At 44.6% G+C, this 15,792-nt stretch carries 12 protein-coding genes; 5 read left to right on the plus strand and 7 right to left on the minus strand.

The genetic code is table 11. The features are described 5' to 3' along the window. Window positions 1-140 precede the first annotated feature (140 nt). A complete protein-coding gene (locus J7623_RS04320) occupies window positions 141-1,451 on the plus strand; it encodes an NAD(P)/FAD-dependent oxidoreductase (protein WP_291917529.1) in 1,311 nt (436 codons plus the stop codon). A 61-nt stretch (window positions 1,452-1,512) separates the two neighbouring features. Here J7623_RS04320 and J7623_RS04325 read toward each other — a convergent pair whose 3' ends face one another. Then, on the minus strand, window positions 1,513-2,802 hold the full coding sequence (locus J7623_RS04325) for a DUF5103 domain-containing protein (protein ID WP_291917533.1): 1,290 nt from the start codon (window positions 2,800-2,802) through the stop codon (window positions 1,513-1,515). A 182-nt stretch (window positions 2,803-2,984) separates the two neighbouring features. Between J7623_RS04325 and J7623_RS04330 the strand changes: the two genes are divergently transcribed. Further along, on the plus strand, window positions 2,985-4,220 hold the full coding sequence (locus tag J7623_RS04330; RefSeq protein WP_291917535.1) for an FtsX-like permease family protein: 1,236 nt from the start codon (window positions 2,985-2,987) through the stop codon (window positions 4,218-4,220). A gap of 934 nt (window positions 4,221-5,154) precedes the next feature. Next, on the plus strand, window positions 5,155-5,265 hold the full coding sequence (locus tag J7623_RS31735) for a hypothetical protein (RefSeq protein ID WP_366838378.1): 111 nt from the start codon (window positions 5,155-5,157) through the stop codon (window positions 5,263-5,265). A gap of 1,245 nt (window positions 5,266-6,510) precedes the next feature. Here J7623_RS31735 and J7623_RS04340 read toward each other — a convergent pair. Together J7623_RS04340 and J7623_RS04345 are read right to left on the minus strand one after the other, a co-directional pair. Further along, complete coding sequence (locus J7623_RS04340; RefSeq protein ID WP_291917539.1) at window positions 6,511-7,545, minus strand: hypothetical protein; 1,035 nt, start codon at window positions 7,543-7,545, stop codon at window positions 6,511-6,513. A gap of 6 nt (window positions 7,546-7,551) precedes the next feature. Then, window positions 7,552-8,292 (minus strand): RNA methyltransferase, encoded by a 741-nt coding sequence (locus tag J7623_RS04345; RefSeq protein ID WP_291917541.1) that lies wholly within the window; start codon window positions 8,290-8,292, stop codon window positions 7,552-7,554. 153 nt (window positions 8,293-8,445) lie between these two features. On the opposite strand from J7623_RS04345, the gene J7623_RS04350 reads away from it, so the two are divergent. Continuing rightward, window positions 8,446-10,827, plus strand: a complete 2,382-nt coding sequence (locus tag J7623_RS04350) for a BamA/TamA family outer membrane protein (RefSeq protein WP_291917544.1) — start codon at window positions 8,446-8,448, stop codon at window positions 10,825-10,827. Here J7623_RS04350 and truB read toward each other — a convergent pair. Beyond that, window positions 10,808-11,503, minus strand: a complete 696-nt coding sequence (gene truB / locus J7623_RS04355; RefSeq protein WP_291917548.1) for a tRNA pseudouridine(55) synthase TruB — start codon at window positions 11,501-11,503, stop codon at window positions 10,808-10,810. The genes J7623_RS04350 and truB overlap by 20 nt on opposite strands. 121 nt (window positions 11,504-11,624) lie before the next feature. Between truB and J7623_RS04360 the strand changes: the two genes are divergently transcribed. Continuing rightward, complete coding sequence (locus J7623_RS04360; RefSeq protein ID WP_291917550.1) at window positions 11,625-12,422, plus strand: methyltransferase domain-containing protein; 798 nt, start codon at window positions 11,625-11,627, stop codon at window positions 12,420-12,422. Between the two features lie 112 nt (window positions 12,423-12,534). On the opposite strand, the gene J7623_RS04365 is transcribed toward J7623_RS04360, so the two are convergent. From J7623_RS04365 to J7623_RS04375, 3 genes are all read right to left on the minus strand, one after another. Then, window positions 12,535-13,275 carry a shikimate dehydrogenase gene (locus tag J7623_RS04365; protein WP_291917552.1) on the minus strand — a complete coding sequence of 247 codons (741 nt, stop codon included), beginning with the start codon at window positions 13,273-13,275 and terminating at the stop codon, window positions 12,535-12,537. A 137-nt stretch (window positions 13,276-13,412) separates the two neighbouring features. Next, on the minus strand, window positions 13,413-14,177 hold the full coding sequence (locus J7623_RS04370; protein ID WP_291917555.1) for a phosphosulfolactate synthase: 765 nt from the start codon (window positions 14,175-14,177) through the stop codon (window positions 13,413-13,415). Between the two features lie 181 nt (window positions 14,178-14,358). Next, window positions 14,359-15,780 carry a tetratricopeptide repeat protein gene (locus tag J7623_RS04375; protein ID WP_291917557.1) on the minus strand — a complete coding sequence of 474 codons (1,422 nt, stop codon included), beginning with the start codon at window positions 15,778-15,780 and terminating at the stop codon, window positions 14,359-14,361. Window positions 15,781-15,792 lie beyond the last annotated feature (12 nt).

A 15,792-nucleotide genomic window follows, 5' to 3' on the forward strand; every position in this document is an offset into this window, starting at 1 on the left:
TCAAAATAAACTTTCATTTTTTTCTGAAAGTTTAGTAACTTTGATAAAATTTAGCACTGGTATGCCATTTGAGGCCTAATGACGTACTATCCGTTAAATACCATATCATCAAATTACTGCACCATATAAACTGATGAATTATGATTCAGCCCAACATACCGGACAGCACACTACCCCGCGTAGTAATTGTAGGCGGTGGATTCGGTGGCGTCAACCTTGCCAAAGCACTGAAACATGTGCCTGTACAGGTTGTACTATTAGACAGGAATAATTATCATCTTTTTCAACCCCTGCTATACCAGGTATCTACGGCCGGCCTGGAACCAGATAGCATCGCATTTCCACTCCGCGGTATTTTCCGGAAACAAAAAAACCTGGTGTTCCGCATGGCAGAAGTAACCGGCCTCCGGACATCTGAAAATATACTGGAAACAGGTATTGGTGAAATTCATTACGACTACCTCGTTTTCGCTACCGGCAGCAACACCAACTTCTTCGGGAATAAAGGCATAGAAGATAATGCCATCGGCATGAAATCACTGATTGAAGCCGTGCAAATCAGGAACTATGTAGTAAAACAGTTTGAAGAAAGCCTGCTGCTGCAAAACCCGGAAGATATCAAGCCTAAACTCAACTTCGTAATGGTAGGTGGCGGCCCTACCGGCGTAGAACTGGCAGGTGCCTTCGCGGAATTGCGCAAGTACATTATGCCCAAAGATTATCCTACTATACCGCAGTCACTTATGAATGTATACCTCATTGAAGCAGGCCCTAAATTGCTGGCCTCTTTCAGTGAAACTACTTCTCAAAAAACACTGGAAGCCTTACAGGACCTGGGCGTTCGCGTATTGACCAATACAGGTGTAAAAGAATATGATGGTAAAACCGTTACCCTCAGCACCGGTGAAATGATACAAACACAGTCCCTGCTATGGTCTGCCGGCGTAAAAGGCATCCCTGTAAAAGGTATTCCTCCGGATATCATACTTCCTAATGGCCGCATTATTGTGAATGAACTGAACCAGGTAAAAAGCCTGGCCAATGTATACGCTATCGGCGATCTGGCACAAATGACCAACGATCCCCGCTTCCCTAAAGGATATCCGATGGTAGCACAGGTGGCCATACAACAAGGTAAAAACCTGGCGCATAACCTCCGCCAATCTCTCAATAATAAACCCATGAAAGGCTTTACCTATAAGGATCTGGGCAGTATGGCCACCATTGGTCGTAACAGAGCCGTAGCGGAAATTGCCGGTATTCGCATGAGTGGTTATCCCGCATGGGTAGTGTGGATGGTAGTACACCTGATGAGTTTACTCGGCTTCAGAAATAAACTGGTAGTATTCATTAACTGGTTTTACCGCTACTTTACTTATGAAAGAGGTACCCGTATTATCATTAAACGCGGCGCCGCCAACATTGTGAAACTAAGACAGAGTATCAATTAGCTATATAAAAGTAATGGGAGATGAGTACCTCATCTCCCATTACTTTTATTCGCTTCTTTCCCTATTTCCTGTTTAAGATAGAGTTCAATGTAATAGAAGATACCAACTCATCAGACCTGCCTCCTAATGCCCGGTAGTACAACAGGATAGTATAGTTATTTTCTGTTTCCCACCAGTCGCCTTCTGTCAGTGATGTATCAAACTTAGGATTAGGCTGGGTTTTATCTACCAGGCCATAAATATAATTGTAGTAGCCCTGCTTCAATAAGAAAGTGCCTTCATAAGCACGGGTAGCACCGTTATAAGTAAGCTTATTGGTATTATTACATTCATAATTGGTAAGCTCTCCAAAAAGGTACATATCATAACCTGCATAAGGTTCAGGCGATAAGAAGGAGAAGTGCACGGATGCATAATCGCCTTCAAAATCAGGATCGTAATCATCCAGCGTGGCCAGGTAGTACCGCCCATTGACATCTTTAATAAACTGGTATACCTTATCGGCCCGTTCAACATCAGGTACTGCAAATACATCTGTACTGCTACTATGATATTCCGACCGCTGCACCCGCTCTGTTTGCAGGCGGAAGCTGCGTAAGTCAATCCACCGGTACTCCTTCCCTGCCGGCATCACACAATCCTGCTCTGCATTATACTTCAATATATTGCCGTTGATAAATTGTGGTTTGAGCCCGGTAATCGCATTATCCCAACGATAATTTTGCAACACAACTATCTTAATCTGGTCAAATGGGTTCTGGATATTCAACGAACCTGTATTGACTTCGAAATTAATCTTCTGATACGTGCGGAATAATTTAGGAGCAATAGGTTGCTGAATAAAACCGGAAATACCTGCTTTATTCTCCACTACATACATCCTGCGGGTAAATGCCAGCTGTGACGTGTCACTGTCCAGGTATACCTTTAGCAGGTAATTCCCCGATTTTACCGGGTAGCTATTGGTGCCCGGTAACTGCACTGTGTAGTGCGTATAACGTTCCAGCGCCACGCTCGACATCTTATAATTCATGATCCTCGTTTCTGAAAAACCACGCAGATAGTCGAGCTGATTCACCTGCGCCGGCGTCCAGTCAGCGTTGCAAAGCACAAAAGAATAATAATAGTTCTTCACATCGTTGTCCATATCGTCAAAAGATAATACCAGCTTATCTCCGCCGCCAATAGTATACATGGGCATACTCAGGGGATCACCTGCCTGGTTAAATTTCACCGATTTAATATTGTTGTAATACACATGATCCGGGGTAATAGCACTCACCTGTGCTGCCATCTTCTCACTCAACAAACAAACAGTAATGGCTATTAAAAAAAATGCTGCTGTACGCATATGAAGGAATTGATAATATTGAAGTTACTACAATTAGTGGAAAGCATAAAGCTCAAAGCAAAAAGCTATTTTAGCGGATCACAAGAGCGGATGCTTTAATTATTTATTCACTCTTGTGATCCGCTAAAATAGCTTTTTGCTTTGAGCTTTATGCTTTCGGCTTTTCCCTATATATTTGTCCCATGCGTTTATCATTTTTTATTGCTAAAAGAATCGCTTTCAATAAGGGGTCTACTTTTTCCAAATTCATTATCAATATTGCAGTTGCCGCCACGGCAATCAGCGTTGCGGTAATGATACTGGCTACAGCATTGGTAAACGGCTTTCAACAAGTGATCCAGGAAAAAATATTCAGCTTCTGGGGACATATCCATGTGAATCAATACCAACCCAATGCAGGGCCACTGACAGAAGAAATTCCTTTTACCGGAAGAAATAGCCTGGTAGACAGCATAAAACTGGCCCCTGGCATCAAAACCATCAGTAGCTATGCTACCAAGTCGGCCATCATCAAATCAGAAAAAGAAATAGACGGCGTTATCTTCAAAGGAGTGGATAGAAGCTACGACTGGCCACAGTTAAAGCGTTTCCTGCAATCCGGCAAGCTGCTGCAATTCAGTGATTCCGCGTACTCTCCGGAAATTATGATTTCCGAATATATGGCCAGAGAACTGCAACTGAAAGTAAATGATAAAGCCATTATATACTTTATCCAGGGCGGTGGATTACCTCCCCGTGCCCGCAAACTAACGGTAACGGGTATCTATAAAACCGGCATCGAAGAATACGATAAAACATATATCATTGGTGACCTGAACCTGGTACGTAAACTTAACGACTGGGAACCCACACAGGTAGGCGGCTACGAAATAACGCTGAACAACTACCATAACATGGATTCTACAGCCATCTATTTGTACCATAACCTGTTACCGGAAGAGTTGTTTACCCGTACAGTGAGAGACATCTATCCCAATATATTTGACTGGCTGCAATTACAAAACCAAAACGAATTGATCATCATTATCATTATGACGATAGTGGCTATCATTAACATGATTACAGCTATACTCATCCTGATACTGGAACGTACCAACATGGTGGGCATTACCAAAGCACTGGGGATGCGCAACTGGGATATTCAACAGGTATTTATTTTCCAGGCCGCCTATATTATCCTCCTGGGTATCCTGATTGGTGACTTCTTTGGATTAGGCATTGCTTTCCTGCAACAGAGCACCGGCATATTTAAATTACCAGAAGAGTCTTACTATATGTCGGTAGCAGCCATCTCCATACATTGGGTAGATATCCTGTTGATCAACATTGGCACCTTCCTCATTTGTACTTTGATTTTGCTGCTACCTTCTCTTATCATAAAACGTATCACGCCGGTAAAGGCTATTCAGTTCAAGTAACTATTTCTTACGGGTACTTTTTACGTAATCGCGCAGGTAACTGCACTGGTTATATACCTGTTGATAGAACTTAGTCTGGCCAAAATTATCCTTCAATAAGGGGAAATAACGGTTATGTATCAACGCAGAAACGTATTTATCCTGATCCATGTTTTCAGCGGTATGTTTCTGCGAACAACGGGCAGCCATAAACGCACACCTGGCCCTGTATTCCCTGTCGGTGCTGGCCTGCGCTGCTTTTAAATAGTAGCTTTCTGCATTATAGCATCCGAAATACTGTTTTTCAAAAGGATCTTTATCACATTTGGATTCATACCAGATGGTAGATGGACGATAGTCTTTTACGAAAAACCAGGTTTTACCATAGTAAGAAATGCTGAATAACCCGGACGCATACTCGTAATACACATTGGAAGGTACTGGTGTGATCTTCATTTTTTCTTCCAATTGCACCATGCGCTCACAAAACTGTTGCTGGGTAATCGGTTTAGTGAAACCGGCCCTGGCAGTGTCTTCTCCAAAATCCTTCAGTTGTTCACGGAATACCTGGTACGAAACCGCCTGCGCGGCTGCCGGTACTTTTTTGAACCAGTCGCGCGCATTGGCAAAGTCATGTACCCGCATATAGCTTTCTCCAATCACTTTATTTATATTGAGTGATTTTGGGAAGAAGCCCACCAGGTACGTTTCATACGGTGTTTTCACAGGTTGGTGCAGGAAGTCGTTGAGCTTGAGTAAGTCGGCCGACTTCATATCATCTGTTACCTGGCCGATAGCGGTTTGACCGGAAACACCCCAGCCGTTCATATTCAGGGAATCGCAGCGGCCTCTTACCAGAGCTTCTTTCACCAGGTCGCCTTGCTGATGGTAGCGGGGCGCCAGCACAGCAAATAAGAGGTTACGATATGTTTTCCGGAAAATATATGATTTATCAGTGCCATTCCACCACTCATTCGTTTTGGGATTTGGCGGTGTTTTACTGTCCAGCCACTTTAAAGAAGCCAGCAGGCTGGATTCGAAAGCATTGTCAATAGTTTTTTGCTGATTGATATTCACCAGCAGGCGAACTATTTCCCATTGGTCTTTTACAGCAGGATCTTTGGCTTTTACTTCCTCCAGCTTCGCTTGTGCCGCCGGGTAATCTCTGCGGATATAGGAAATATAGGCAGATGATACCCGCCACAGGTCCATATCTTTTAACTGGCCCTTGCTCACGAGGCTATCTACCACAGTTTGTAGTGCTTTGGTACGGTTAACTAACGCTTTCTTCTCTTCAGCAGAAGAGCTACGGTAGCTCACATATCCCGGCTGCGCCTCTTCCAGCGCAGGGCTCAGGTAATCGCTTTCTATCTTATTAATTTCCCTGGCCAGCAATATATTTAAAGCAGGAGAAGCCGGGTCCAGTGCGTATACCTGCCTTAATGCATCAATATCCGGATCGCTGCTGGCGAAGCCATAAACGGCTGCTACCATTGCCTTTTCGTGGTCATCCTTACACAGCGGATACACCTGCTTCCGGGTGGTATTGCACCACATCAGGCTGGTATAGCAGGAAATACGCAGCGAAGGTGCTTTTTCAAACACACGCGAAAACAGGTAGGCACTTTGTACGGAGTCTTTCAAACGCAGCAGGGCACCTGCTTTCAGCGCCAATGCCTTGAAATATACCAGGGAAGACAATTCCTTTCCTTCAAAAAAATGATCAAAAGAAGCGATCGCATCACGATAGTCTTTGCGGTAATGTTTCAGACGAATCAGTTGAAACGCATACCGGTCGCGTATATCTTTGTCTTTTGTTTTATCCAGGAGGTCTTCTCCGGTTTTATATAATTGACCCAGTAAAACGTTATTCCGTTCAGGCACAGACCATGGATCCGCGTTAATCACAGCAGGTTCGCAGGTTTTGGCAAATGATAAATATTGGGCTGCTTCCCGGTTCTTATCTTTTAATAAAAACTGTGCGAAGGTATTTTGCTTCACACTATCCGGCAGTGCGTTGTTACCAGCCGCAATGGCCGATAGCTGTTCCGGCGTATAGGTATAAATACATTCACGTATATCCTTTGCCGTTACCTTGCTACCTGCATAACCTTGCCAGTCGGCCACATTCGCTGTTTCCTCTGAAGGCGTCGGGTCCGCATAAAACTGCGACATCGAGGTGTAATAAAATGGCTCATAGCCGCCGCCTTTGGTCAGTGGGCTAAAGAAGGAAATGTAATAATCGTAAGGGTCTGGGTCGGGACCACAGGACAGCGTATAGATCACATTCCCGAAGAAAACAGCAAAAAAGCTAATTAAAAAGACGGATAATTTCTTGTAGTTCATTCAATGGATATTTTTCAAGCGTCAACGAGTCAAGATGATAAAATATAATAAAAGGATCTTTTGTTTGCAGTTGTCTGGCCACCATTTTGGCCGCTGCTGTCAATGCAGCCGGGTCGCTGGTTTCTCTCCGGATAACACTTCCTTTCGTGAGTGAATAGCCATTCAGTATGGTGTCTTGCAGTACGGTGTATAGGTTAGAGGGGCCTGGGGCAAAAAGCTTTGTATTTTTCAATTCCGGTGCGCCAACGTTCCTTAAAATTCCTGCATACCCAACATCGCGGCGGAATAAAACACTCCACTCGAAAAGCGGCAATGCGATATCCAAAGGTAAGGGATATTCCGCAACCCTGCTATCTCCCAGGTAGGAGTCCATCACTTCCGGATCAAGAATAGAGTTATGTGTGCCTGGCTTACGCAGGTCACCCATGTTATAGCACATCAGCAATCCTTTATCCACTGGCGGAATACCGGCACGGGTAGTATACTTCACCTGGTACATGCGGATGGTAGCGGAAATACGTCGCTGCCGAAAGAAAGGTGTTTGTTTAATTTGCCTGATAAAAGAGAAGTAAGCTTCGCGGGTACCCTGGGTCCAGTCGCAGTCCAACTGTATTTCCGGGATCCGCGCCCCGGGGATACTATCGCATAGTCCTTCTACTAACCGGGCCACATTGCCGGCCAATGTACTGTCCGCCTTTGCCCATACTTCATTCATCAGGAATACCACGGGAACGATATCCACATTCGCAGGCAGGGGGGCCGTTTTCCTGAAAATCGCCACCGGTACCGGGGCTTTGGTCACCTCATCGAGGTCTACATCAAATAACTTAATGTATAAACGCTTTGCGGGTAATTGGTCCAGGTACCGCTGTTCCTGGCTGTTACCCGTCCAGGTTTGTTTCCAGTAATAAAAGGCAGGCGTTATCTTCCCATGATCCACAGGTTGATGACAGGCAGCCATTAATAATAACAAGGTAATAAAACAGATGCGGGGTATCATGACAAATTAAATAAGCAGCCGGCCACAAATAATACCTGCAGCTACCGCAGCATTCAATGATTCAGCTCCGCCGAGGCGGGGGATGGTGATCTGGTGGGTAGCCAGGCGAATCACTTCTTCCGTTAATCCCCTTCCTTCATTACCAATCAGGATAATCCCTTCTTTCATAACAGGAAAATCGGCAATGTTCTTACCATGTAAGGTGGCCGCATAAGAAGGCAGGGAAGTTTGCTGTAATAATTCCCGGATATCGTATTCGGCTATACGTACCCGTATGATGCTACCCATGGTAGCCTGAATAGTTTTAGGATTATATACGTCCACACAATCCGGGGAACAAATAATCTGGGAGATTCCAAACCAGTCGGCAATACGAATCAGTGTACCCATATTTCCCGGATCCTGTATAGCTTCCAGCGCCAGTACCACTGTACCGGCAGCCGGTAACGGATCTACCGGTGCTGGCATATCCAGTAAGGCCATGGCCCTGTTAGGCGTGGTGAGCGACGATAATTGTTTCAGTACTGTTGTATCCACTGCTACTACCGCACCCGCAGGCAACCGGTCCAGCAACGCGGTATGCTGCTCCAGCCAATCGGCTGTTGCAAATACTCCTTTCACGGGCATGCCCGCCTGTAGTAGCTCCTGTACGATCTTATCACCCTCGGCTACATACTGGCTGGATTTTTGCCTGTTTTTTTTGTGCTGTAATGATTGAATATATTTAATTTGCGCCTTTGACAACATGGGACCAAACCTACACGTTTTCTTTTAATCAGCCAAGTAGCGGCATGGTTTCCGGTTTGTTCAACATTGCTTTTAAAACTACTAATAACGTTTTCACCCGTGATGCAGCTGCTTCCCAAGTCCAGAATTTTACTGCTGAAAAAATGGCTGCTATTGGCGGTAATATTCACGTTGGCAGCATGCTCCAACACCAAATACCTCCAGAAAGATCAAACACTCTACACCAATAGTAAAGTAGATGTACAGGGAGAAATACTCAACGCTGAAAAACAGGACCTTCGCAGTTCCCTCTCCTCCAAATCGCTGATGACACAGCAACCCAACAAAAAATTACTGACCACCCGCATAAAAGTTTGGCTCTATAACCAGAAGTATAACGAGAAAAAATCAAACTGGTTCTGGAACCTCGTACTGGCAAAAAGAAATCTCGAAGAACCGGTGGTATACGATTCTACTAAGTCCGTGGAATCAGTCACCCGCATGACCAGCTATCTCCGTAACCAGGGATTTTTCTACGCTACGGTAAATTATGAGTCCGACATCAAACGCAGAAAAACCAGCGTCACTTACCATGTGAACACTGGCAGAAACTTCGTGATCGACAAAGTGACCTATGTTATTCCGGATACCGCCATTTTAAATATCGTAAAGGCCAATGAAAACTTGTCCCTGGTACGCAAAGGCGTTGTGTTCAAATCCGCCACACTGGGCAGTGAAAGGGAAAGGCTCACCCGCCTCATCAGGGATGCCGGCTACTATAAATTTAACCGGGATGCTATTGAATACAGTGTAGATACCCTCAATAAGGCGTTGTTTCGCAATAGCCTCAACCCTTTCGAGGGATTTGTGAATATATTCAATGAAAATAAAGGAAGGGAAAAGCTAACCATGGACGTGGAAATCCACATCAAAAATCCGGAAGATAGCCTCACCACCTGGCAACAATACCACATTGGTAAGATATATGCGTACCCGGACTTCTCACTGAATAGTAACCCGGACGACAGTACGCTGAAACACGACAACCGCAAGTATATTAACATCCGTTATCACCAGGAAATTCTGCGACCTAAAATTCTTTCCAAATCAATATTGCTGCGGCCGGGAGAAACGTATTCCATACAGCAATACAATAATACCATCAATAAATTATACGATATCGGTATCTGGCAATTTGTAACCCTCCAATATAAAGAGCCTAAAGATTCCGCTAAAACCCTGGATGCATATGTATTCCTGACTCCACGCCGCAAACAGGAACTGGGGGTTAGTTTTGAGTTAAGTAACAGCTCCGACTATACGCTGGGATCAGGTATTACACTTAATTACCGGCATATTAATTTAAACAGAACAGCTACCCAGTTTGGGATGAGCCTCAATACTGGTATAGAACTGGTAAAACCTCAATCTGGTGGATGGGACCTCCAGGCCAAACAATTTGGCGGAGAGGTTAGCCTTACCTGGCCACGTTTCGCCCTGCCATTTCATATTAAACAATCTGCGAGGTCGAACGTAAAAACCCGGTTAACACTGGGTGCCAACTACCTGTCGCGCATAGAAAAATTTGACGTAAAGAGCATTAATGCCTCTTATGGCTACGACTGGAATGAAACAGCTTACAAACGCTGGATTATCCGGCCTATCACCCTCAACTATGTGGGAGTAAGCCTGAATCCTACTTTCCGCGACAGTATCGTAAATACCAACCCATACCTGAGACGTAGCTTTGAGCCGGCATTAATTGGTGGAGAAAGCGTGTCCTTCATTTTTAACAACCAGGACCTGCTGCATCCGCGCCACTACAGCTATTTCAGGATAAATGTAGAAGAATCCGGTCTGTGGTTGAGTGGTATCAATAGTCTTATGAACAGCATTACCAGTCATAAAACCAACCTGGAAACGCTGACCAGTGTAAATATCTCCAACTTCGTAAAAGTAGAAGCCGACTATCGCCATTTCTGGAAACTTGGCCTGCATAGTGGTTTGGCTACCCGCGCTTATGCTGGTATTGGCATACCGTACAGTTATTCACAGGTATTACCTTATGTACGACAATTTACTTCCGGCGGCCCCAATAGTATCCGGGCATTCCGCTTGCGTACACTGGGTCCCGGCGCTTATAAAGACACTTCCGCCAACGCACAAACTTTCCCCGACCAAACCGGCGATATGAAGCTGGAAGGCAATATAGAATATCGTTTCGACCTGTTGAGAATGTTTGGAGGTAGCGTAAACCTGAAAGGCGCCACCTTCCTGGATATGGGAAATATCTGGATGATCCGGAAAGATTCCACCAGGCCCGGCTCTGAATTCCAATTCAACCAGTTATATCACGACCTGGCAATAGGAACCGGTGCGGGCCTGCGGTTAGACTTCTCTTTCTTCCTCATCCGCCTGGATTGGGGTATTCCATTGAAAGTACCTTACTTTACCGGTAATAAAAACGGCTGGTATGTAGGTCAATGGGATTTGAAAGATGGTAAATGGCGGAGAGATAATATTATCTGGAATATCGCTATTGGTTATCCGTTTTAGGTGCCGTGTTGGCAGCAATGAAATCGGCCATATCAGTAGCATCCGACAATTTAAAATTACCGATCCTGGTTCTGCACAAGCTGCTCAGGTAAGCGCCACAACCCAAGGTAGCGCCATAATCATTTGCCAAAGAACGTATATACGTCCCCGTGCTGCATACTACCCTGAAGTGTACTTCCGGCAGTGCTATTTTGGTGATTTCAAATTCGGTGATCGTCAATTTGCGTGGCTCCACTTTTACATCTACCCCTTTTCTGGCCAGCAAATAAATAGGCTTACCATTTTGTTTGATGGCAGAATGTATGGGAGGGAACTGCATAATTTCTCCAATAAAAGGCTGTGTGGCTGCTAATATAGCGGCTTCATCGAGATGACTGATATCTTTAAAATTCTCCGGTTCAGATTCTTTATCGAAAGTAGGTGTAGTAGCTCCTAAAGTAAAAGTGCCGGTATATTCTTTTTCCTGCGCCTGGTATTCATTAATTTTTTTAGTCATTTTCCCGGTGCAGCAAATAAGCAAACCGGTAGCAAGCGGGTCCAGTGTGCCGGCATGACCTATTTTAGCTTTGGTGGTGTTCCTTATTTTACGCACTACATCGAAAGAAGTCCATGTCAGTGGCTTATTGATCAATATCACTGCTCCTTCCTGGTAATTAATATTTTCGTTCGTTTGCATGCCGCAAAGATAGGAAATAGCTGTTAGCCATTAGCGCCTGGCTTTAGTGAATCAGGCAGCGGCTGTGAGCAAATGCTAAAAGCTAGCAGCTTTTTATTAAATTCACGCAATTTTCAAATACATGGCATTAGAACATCACTTAGACGCAACACTACGGCACAAGCAACAGGTAGATAATTCGCGCGACTACGTACTGCCATTCATTCAGCAGGAATTCCCCCAACTGGAGGGCCTGCGGGTAATGGAGGTAGGATGTGGAGAAGGCGGCGTATTGATCCCGTTCCTGGAAAAAGGCTGTAATTGTGTAGGCGTGGATCTTGCACCTGACCGTATCGAACTGGCGAAAAACTTCCTTCAAAAATACCTGGATGGCGGACAATTAAAGCTGATCGCCCAAAACATTTATGACCTCGACTTCCTGGGAGAATTCCAGCATTCTTTTGATGTAATTATTTTGAAAGATGCCATTGAACACATTCCTGACCAGGAAAAAATTATTGGACACCTGAAACAATTACTCACGCCGCGCGGGCAGGTATATTTCGGGTTCCCACCCTGGTACATGCCTCACGGAGGGCATCAGCAGATTTGTAAAAACAAATTCCTCAGCATGGTTCCCTATATTCACCTCCTGCCCAAACCCTTGTACAAAGGTGTATTGCGCATGTTTGGTGAAGGCGACGATGTAGTTGTGGATCTCATGGACGTAAAATCTACTGGTATTTCCATTGAACGATTTGAACGCATTGTAAAGCGGCAGCAGTATAAAATTACACAGCGTCGTTTCTACCTGATCAACCCTATTTACAAATATAAATTCGGGGTAAGCGCCAGAGTGCAGTGGAAGCCAATTGCAGCGATTCCTTTCTTCAGGAATTTCGTTACCACCTGTATGTATTATATGATTAAACCCCAATAAAGCGGGGAAGCAGAAAGCATAAAGCAGAAAGCAAAAAGCTATTGCAGCGGATGATCATTGCGAATATTTATACGCTTTAATCATCCGCTGCAATAGCTTTTTGCTTTCTGCTTTATGCTTTCTGCTCCGTCCATATCTCCCACGAGGCTTCTGCCTGCAGGATCAGCATTTCATGGCCATTCTTAATGGCCGCTCCCTGTGCAGCGCCACGTTGTAAAAAGGCAGTTTCTGCCGGATTGTAAACCAGGTCATACAGCAGATGACGGGCAGTGAGGTATTGATAAGGTATTTCAGGGAAGGTATCTGTTTTAGGATACATCCCTAAAGGGGTAGTATTTACAATAATGGTATGTGCAGCCATGGTGGCCTCATCCAGGGCATCATAAGTAATAGTACCGTTACCTGCCTGCCGGCTTACAACAGTATAGGTAATATTAAGTTGCTCCAGCGCGTACATAATGGCTTTGGCCGCGCCACCGGTACCAAGTACAAGCGCCTGCGTGTGATGCGGTTGCAGCAAGGGTTGCAGCGATTTGGTAAACCCAATTACATCCGTATTATAGCCGGTTTTCTTGCCATCTTTTAAATGAATACAATTCACAGCACCTATTTGCGCGGCTGCTTTACTCAGGTCATCCAGGAAAGGGATTACAACTTCTTTGTATGGTATAGTTACATTGAGTCCATGTAATTGCGGATGTTGTTCCCATAGGGCCGTAAACCCGGAAATACCGGGAATCGGGAAGTTTTCGTACACACAATCAGTGATCTGTTCTTTTTCAAACTTCTCTTTAAAGAATCCTTTGGAAAAAGAGTGGCTAAGCGGGTAGCCAATGAGTCCGTAAATCTTCATGAAGCCATGATTAGCATTACGAATGACGGATTACGAATTACGGATTTGTGAGAAGATAATAGCGGATAATATTCGCGTTTACCATCTTCCCACAAATCCGTAATTCGTAATTCGTAATTCGTAATTATTTGTAATAACTATTCTCTATCTAAAAACAGGTTAAACGTATCTCCTCTTAAGCCGATACGCATGGCTTCCAGGGAAATCACTTCATTGGGTGCGAGGTTACCGAGGTTGGCATTGCATCCTACCAGTTCCAGGAAGTAAAGCTGTTGGGCTTTCTGAGGCGCTTCCCAGATAATTTTCTCAGCAGGGATCTGGGTCAGGATTTCCTGTACCAGGCCTTCACGTACTTCACCGCTACCGCGATAAATACCCACGTTGCCGCTTTCACGGGCTTCAGCGATTACATAGGTAGCGCCGGCAGCCAGTTCAGCACGCATCAGTTCAATCCATTTATAAGGAGGGATGATGTGTTCAGCATCTTTAGATCCTACCTCACTCAGTACCAATCCAATTTTGGACAATTTTTCAATGTAACCGCATTTTTCTGCATGCGGGATGGTGATAGAGCCATCAGATACTTCCATGTAGTTGATGCCGAAATCCTTTACTACCTTGATATATTCATCAAACTGGTTACGGATAACGAAGGCTTCAAACAAAGTACCACCAAAGTATACGGGAATATTTGCCGCCTGGTAAAGTTCAATTTTTGCGCGCAGGTTAGGCGTTACGAAGGCAGTGCCAAAACCCAGTTTCAGGATATCAATGTGCGGACCTGCTGCGGATAAAAAATTTCGTGCTTCTTCCAAACTCAGCCCCTTATCCATTACCATGGTCAATCCATGCGTGCGGGGCTTCTTTGTCCTTTCCGGGATTTGTGTCAGATTAAAATTCATTTGAAATATTTTTATCTTCTTATTTGGTCAGTAAAACACATACTAATTTTCGCCAGGCACTTCGGGATAGCGTAGATGCAATTTTAGTAACCGGAAATACTGTTGACTTTTGTCCATGACAATTAAAAGCCGGCGCAAAAATAAGAAGTATACTTTATTTTATTAAAGTAAATAACACTGGTTAACGTTTGCGGCGATATTGCGCAATCAAATCGACCACACTCACATGCTGTAACACAGCAGGGTCAAGCTCTACGAGCTTTTTAACAATTTTAGGCGCCTGTTGCAGGGCAGTTTCCAGGTGCAACAGTCCTTCTTTGGTTTTCCCCATAGCAATCAGGATGGCGGCCCGGTAATAGACAAATATGGGCTTGCGGCCGGCCTTTTCCTCCGCTATAGACAACTGTACCAGGGCTTCTTCCAGGAATCCGGACACATATAATCCTTTTAACAGCTCCTGCCAGGTAACGGCGCTCTTGGGCCGGGTACGTACTGCATTCATAAAATGAACCAGTGCATCTTTATTTTTACCCAGCTCCAGGTAGCACTCACCCAGGCTCATATTATATTCTGCGTTGGTTTTGTTGATTTTCAGGGCGCTCAGCAATGATTTCACCGCATTTTCCCAGTTAGCTTCCATCATGTATGCCACGGCGATCTTGTAATACAATTTATCGTCGTTAGGGCTCAGATGCGATGCCTTACGGTAGTAATACCGGGCCTGTGTAAATTTGCGTTGTCTTTCGTAGCAATGGCCAATCGCCTCATAGATCACATCCTCCGGTTTGGCTATTTCCAGGTGTTTCTGCAGCACTTCTATAGCGTCAGCATACTTACGGAGGCGGATATACGCATCCCCCATATTCCGGTAGGCATAATCGAATTTTTCATCGATAGCTACCGCATATTGGTAGGCGTCTATCGCTTTTTCATACAACTTCAATCCCTGAAACGCCGTACCCAGGTTGAACCAGGCCAGCTGATTAAAAGGATGTTCATCTATGATAGCGGTATGCAGGCGGATACTTTCTTCATTGCGCCCGGTAAACTCCGTCCAGAAGCAGATCTTATGCAGGGCCTCCTCGCTGTTGGGATCGTATTCCAGGGCCATTTTCAGGCAATCAAACACTTTTTCAAATTCTTCCCAGTCGTCATACACATCCGCCAGCTCCAGTAATAATTCGGTCCTGTCTTCCCCTGAAAATTGCTCTATCTGTTCTTCCAGCACACTGGCGGCTTTCTGGTGCTGATTCAGCGCCAGGTAAACATCCGTTTGAAGTATATAAAGATTAATATCAGTGCGGTCGAGTACTTCTGCTTTTTCCAGTAAATCCAGGGCTTCCTTATACTTTTTGGTTTCTATCAGTAAGTTGGCTTTTTTTAGCAGTAAGGTGGAAGAGTAGGGAAATTGTTCGATGGCTATTTCGGCGGCCTGCAATGCGATCGGCATTTCGTCATGCTCGTCATAATAGTCTATGATCTGCTCAAATGAATCTTCGTCCAAAAAAGAATGAGACTTACCAGCCCTGAGGTTTTCAAACTGCTGCAACAAGTCTCTCAGATCATCAAAATCTTCGTTTAAAAAGGAAAAGTCTTTACTCATTAATGTAAATAT

The sequence above is a fragment of the Chitinophaga sp. genome (genome assembly GCF_017745275.1).
In the GTDB taxonomy this organism is placed as follows: domain Bacteria; phylum Bacteroidota; class Bacteroidia; order Chitinophagales; family Chitinophagaceae; genus Chitinophaga.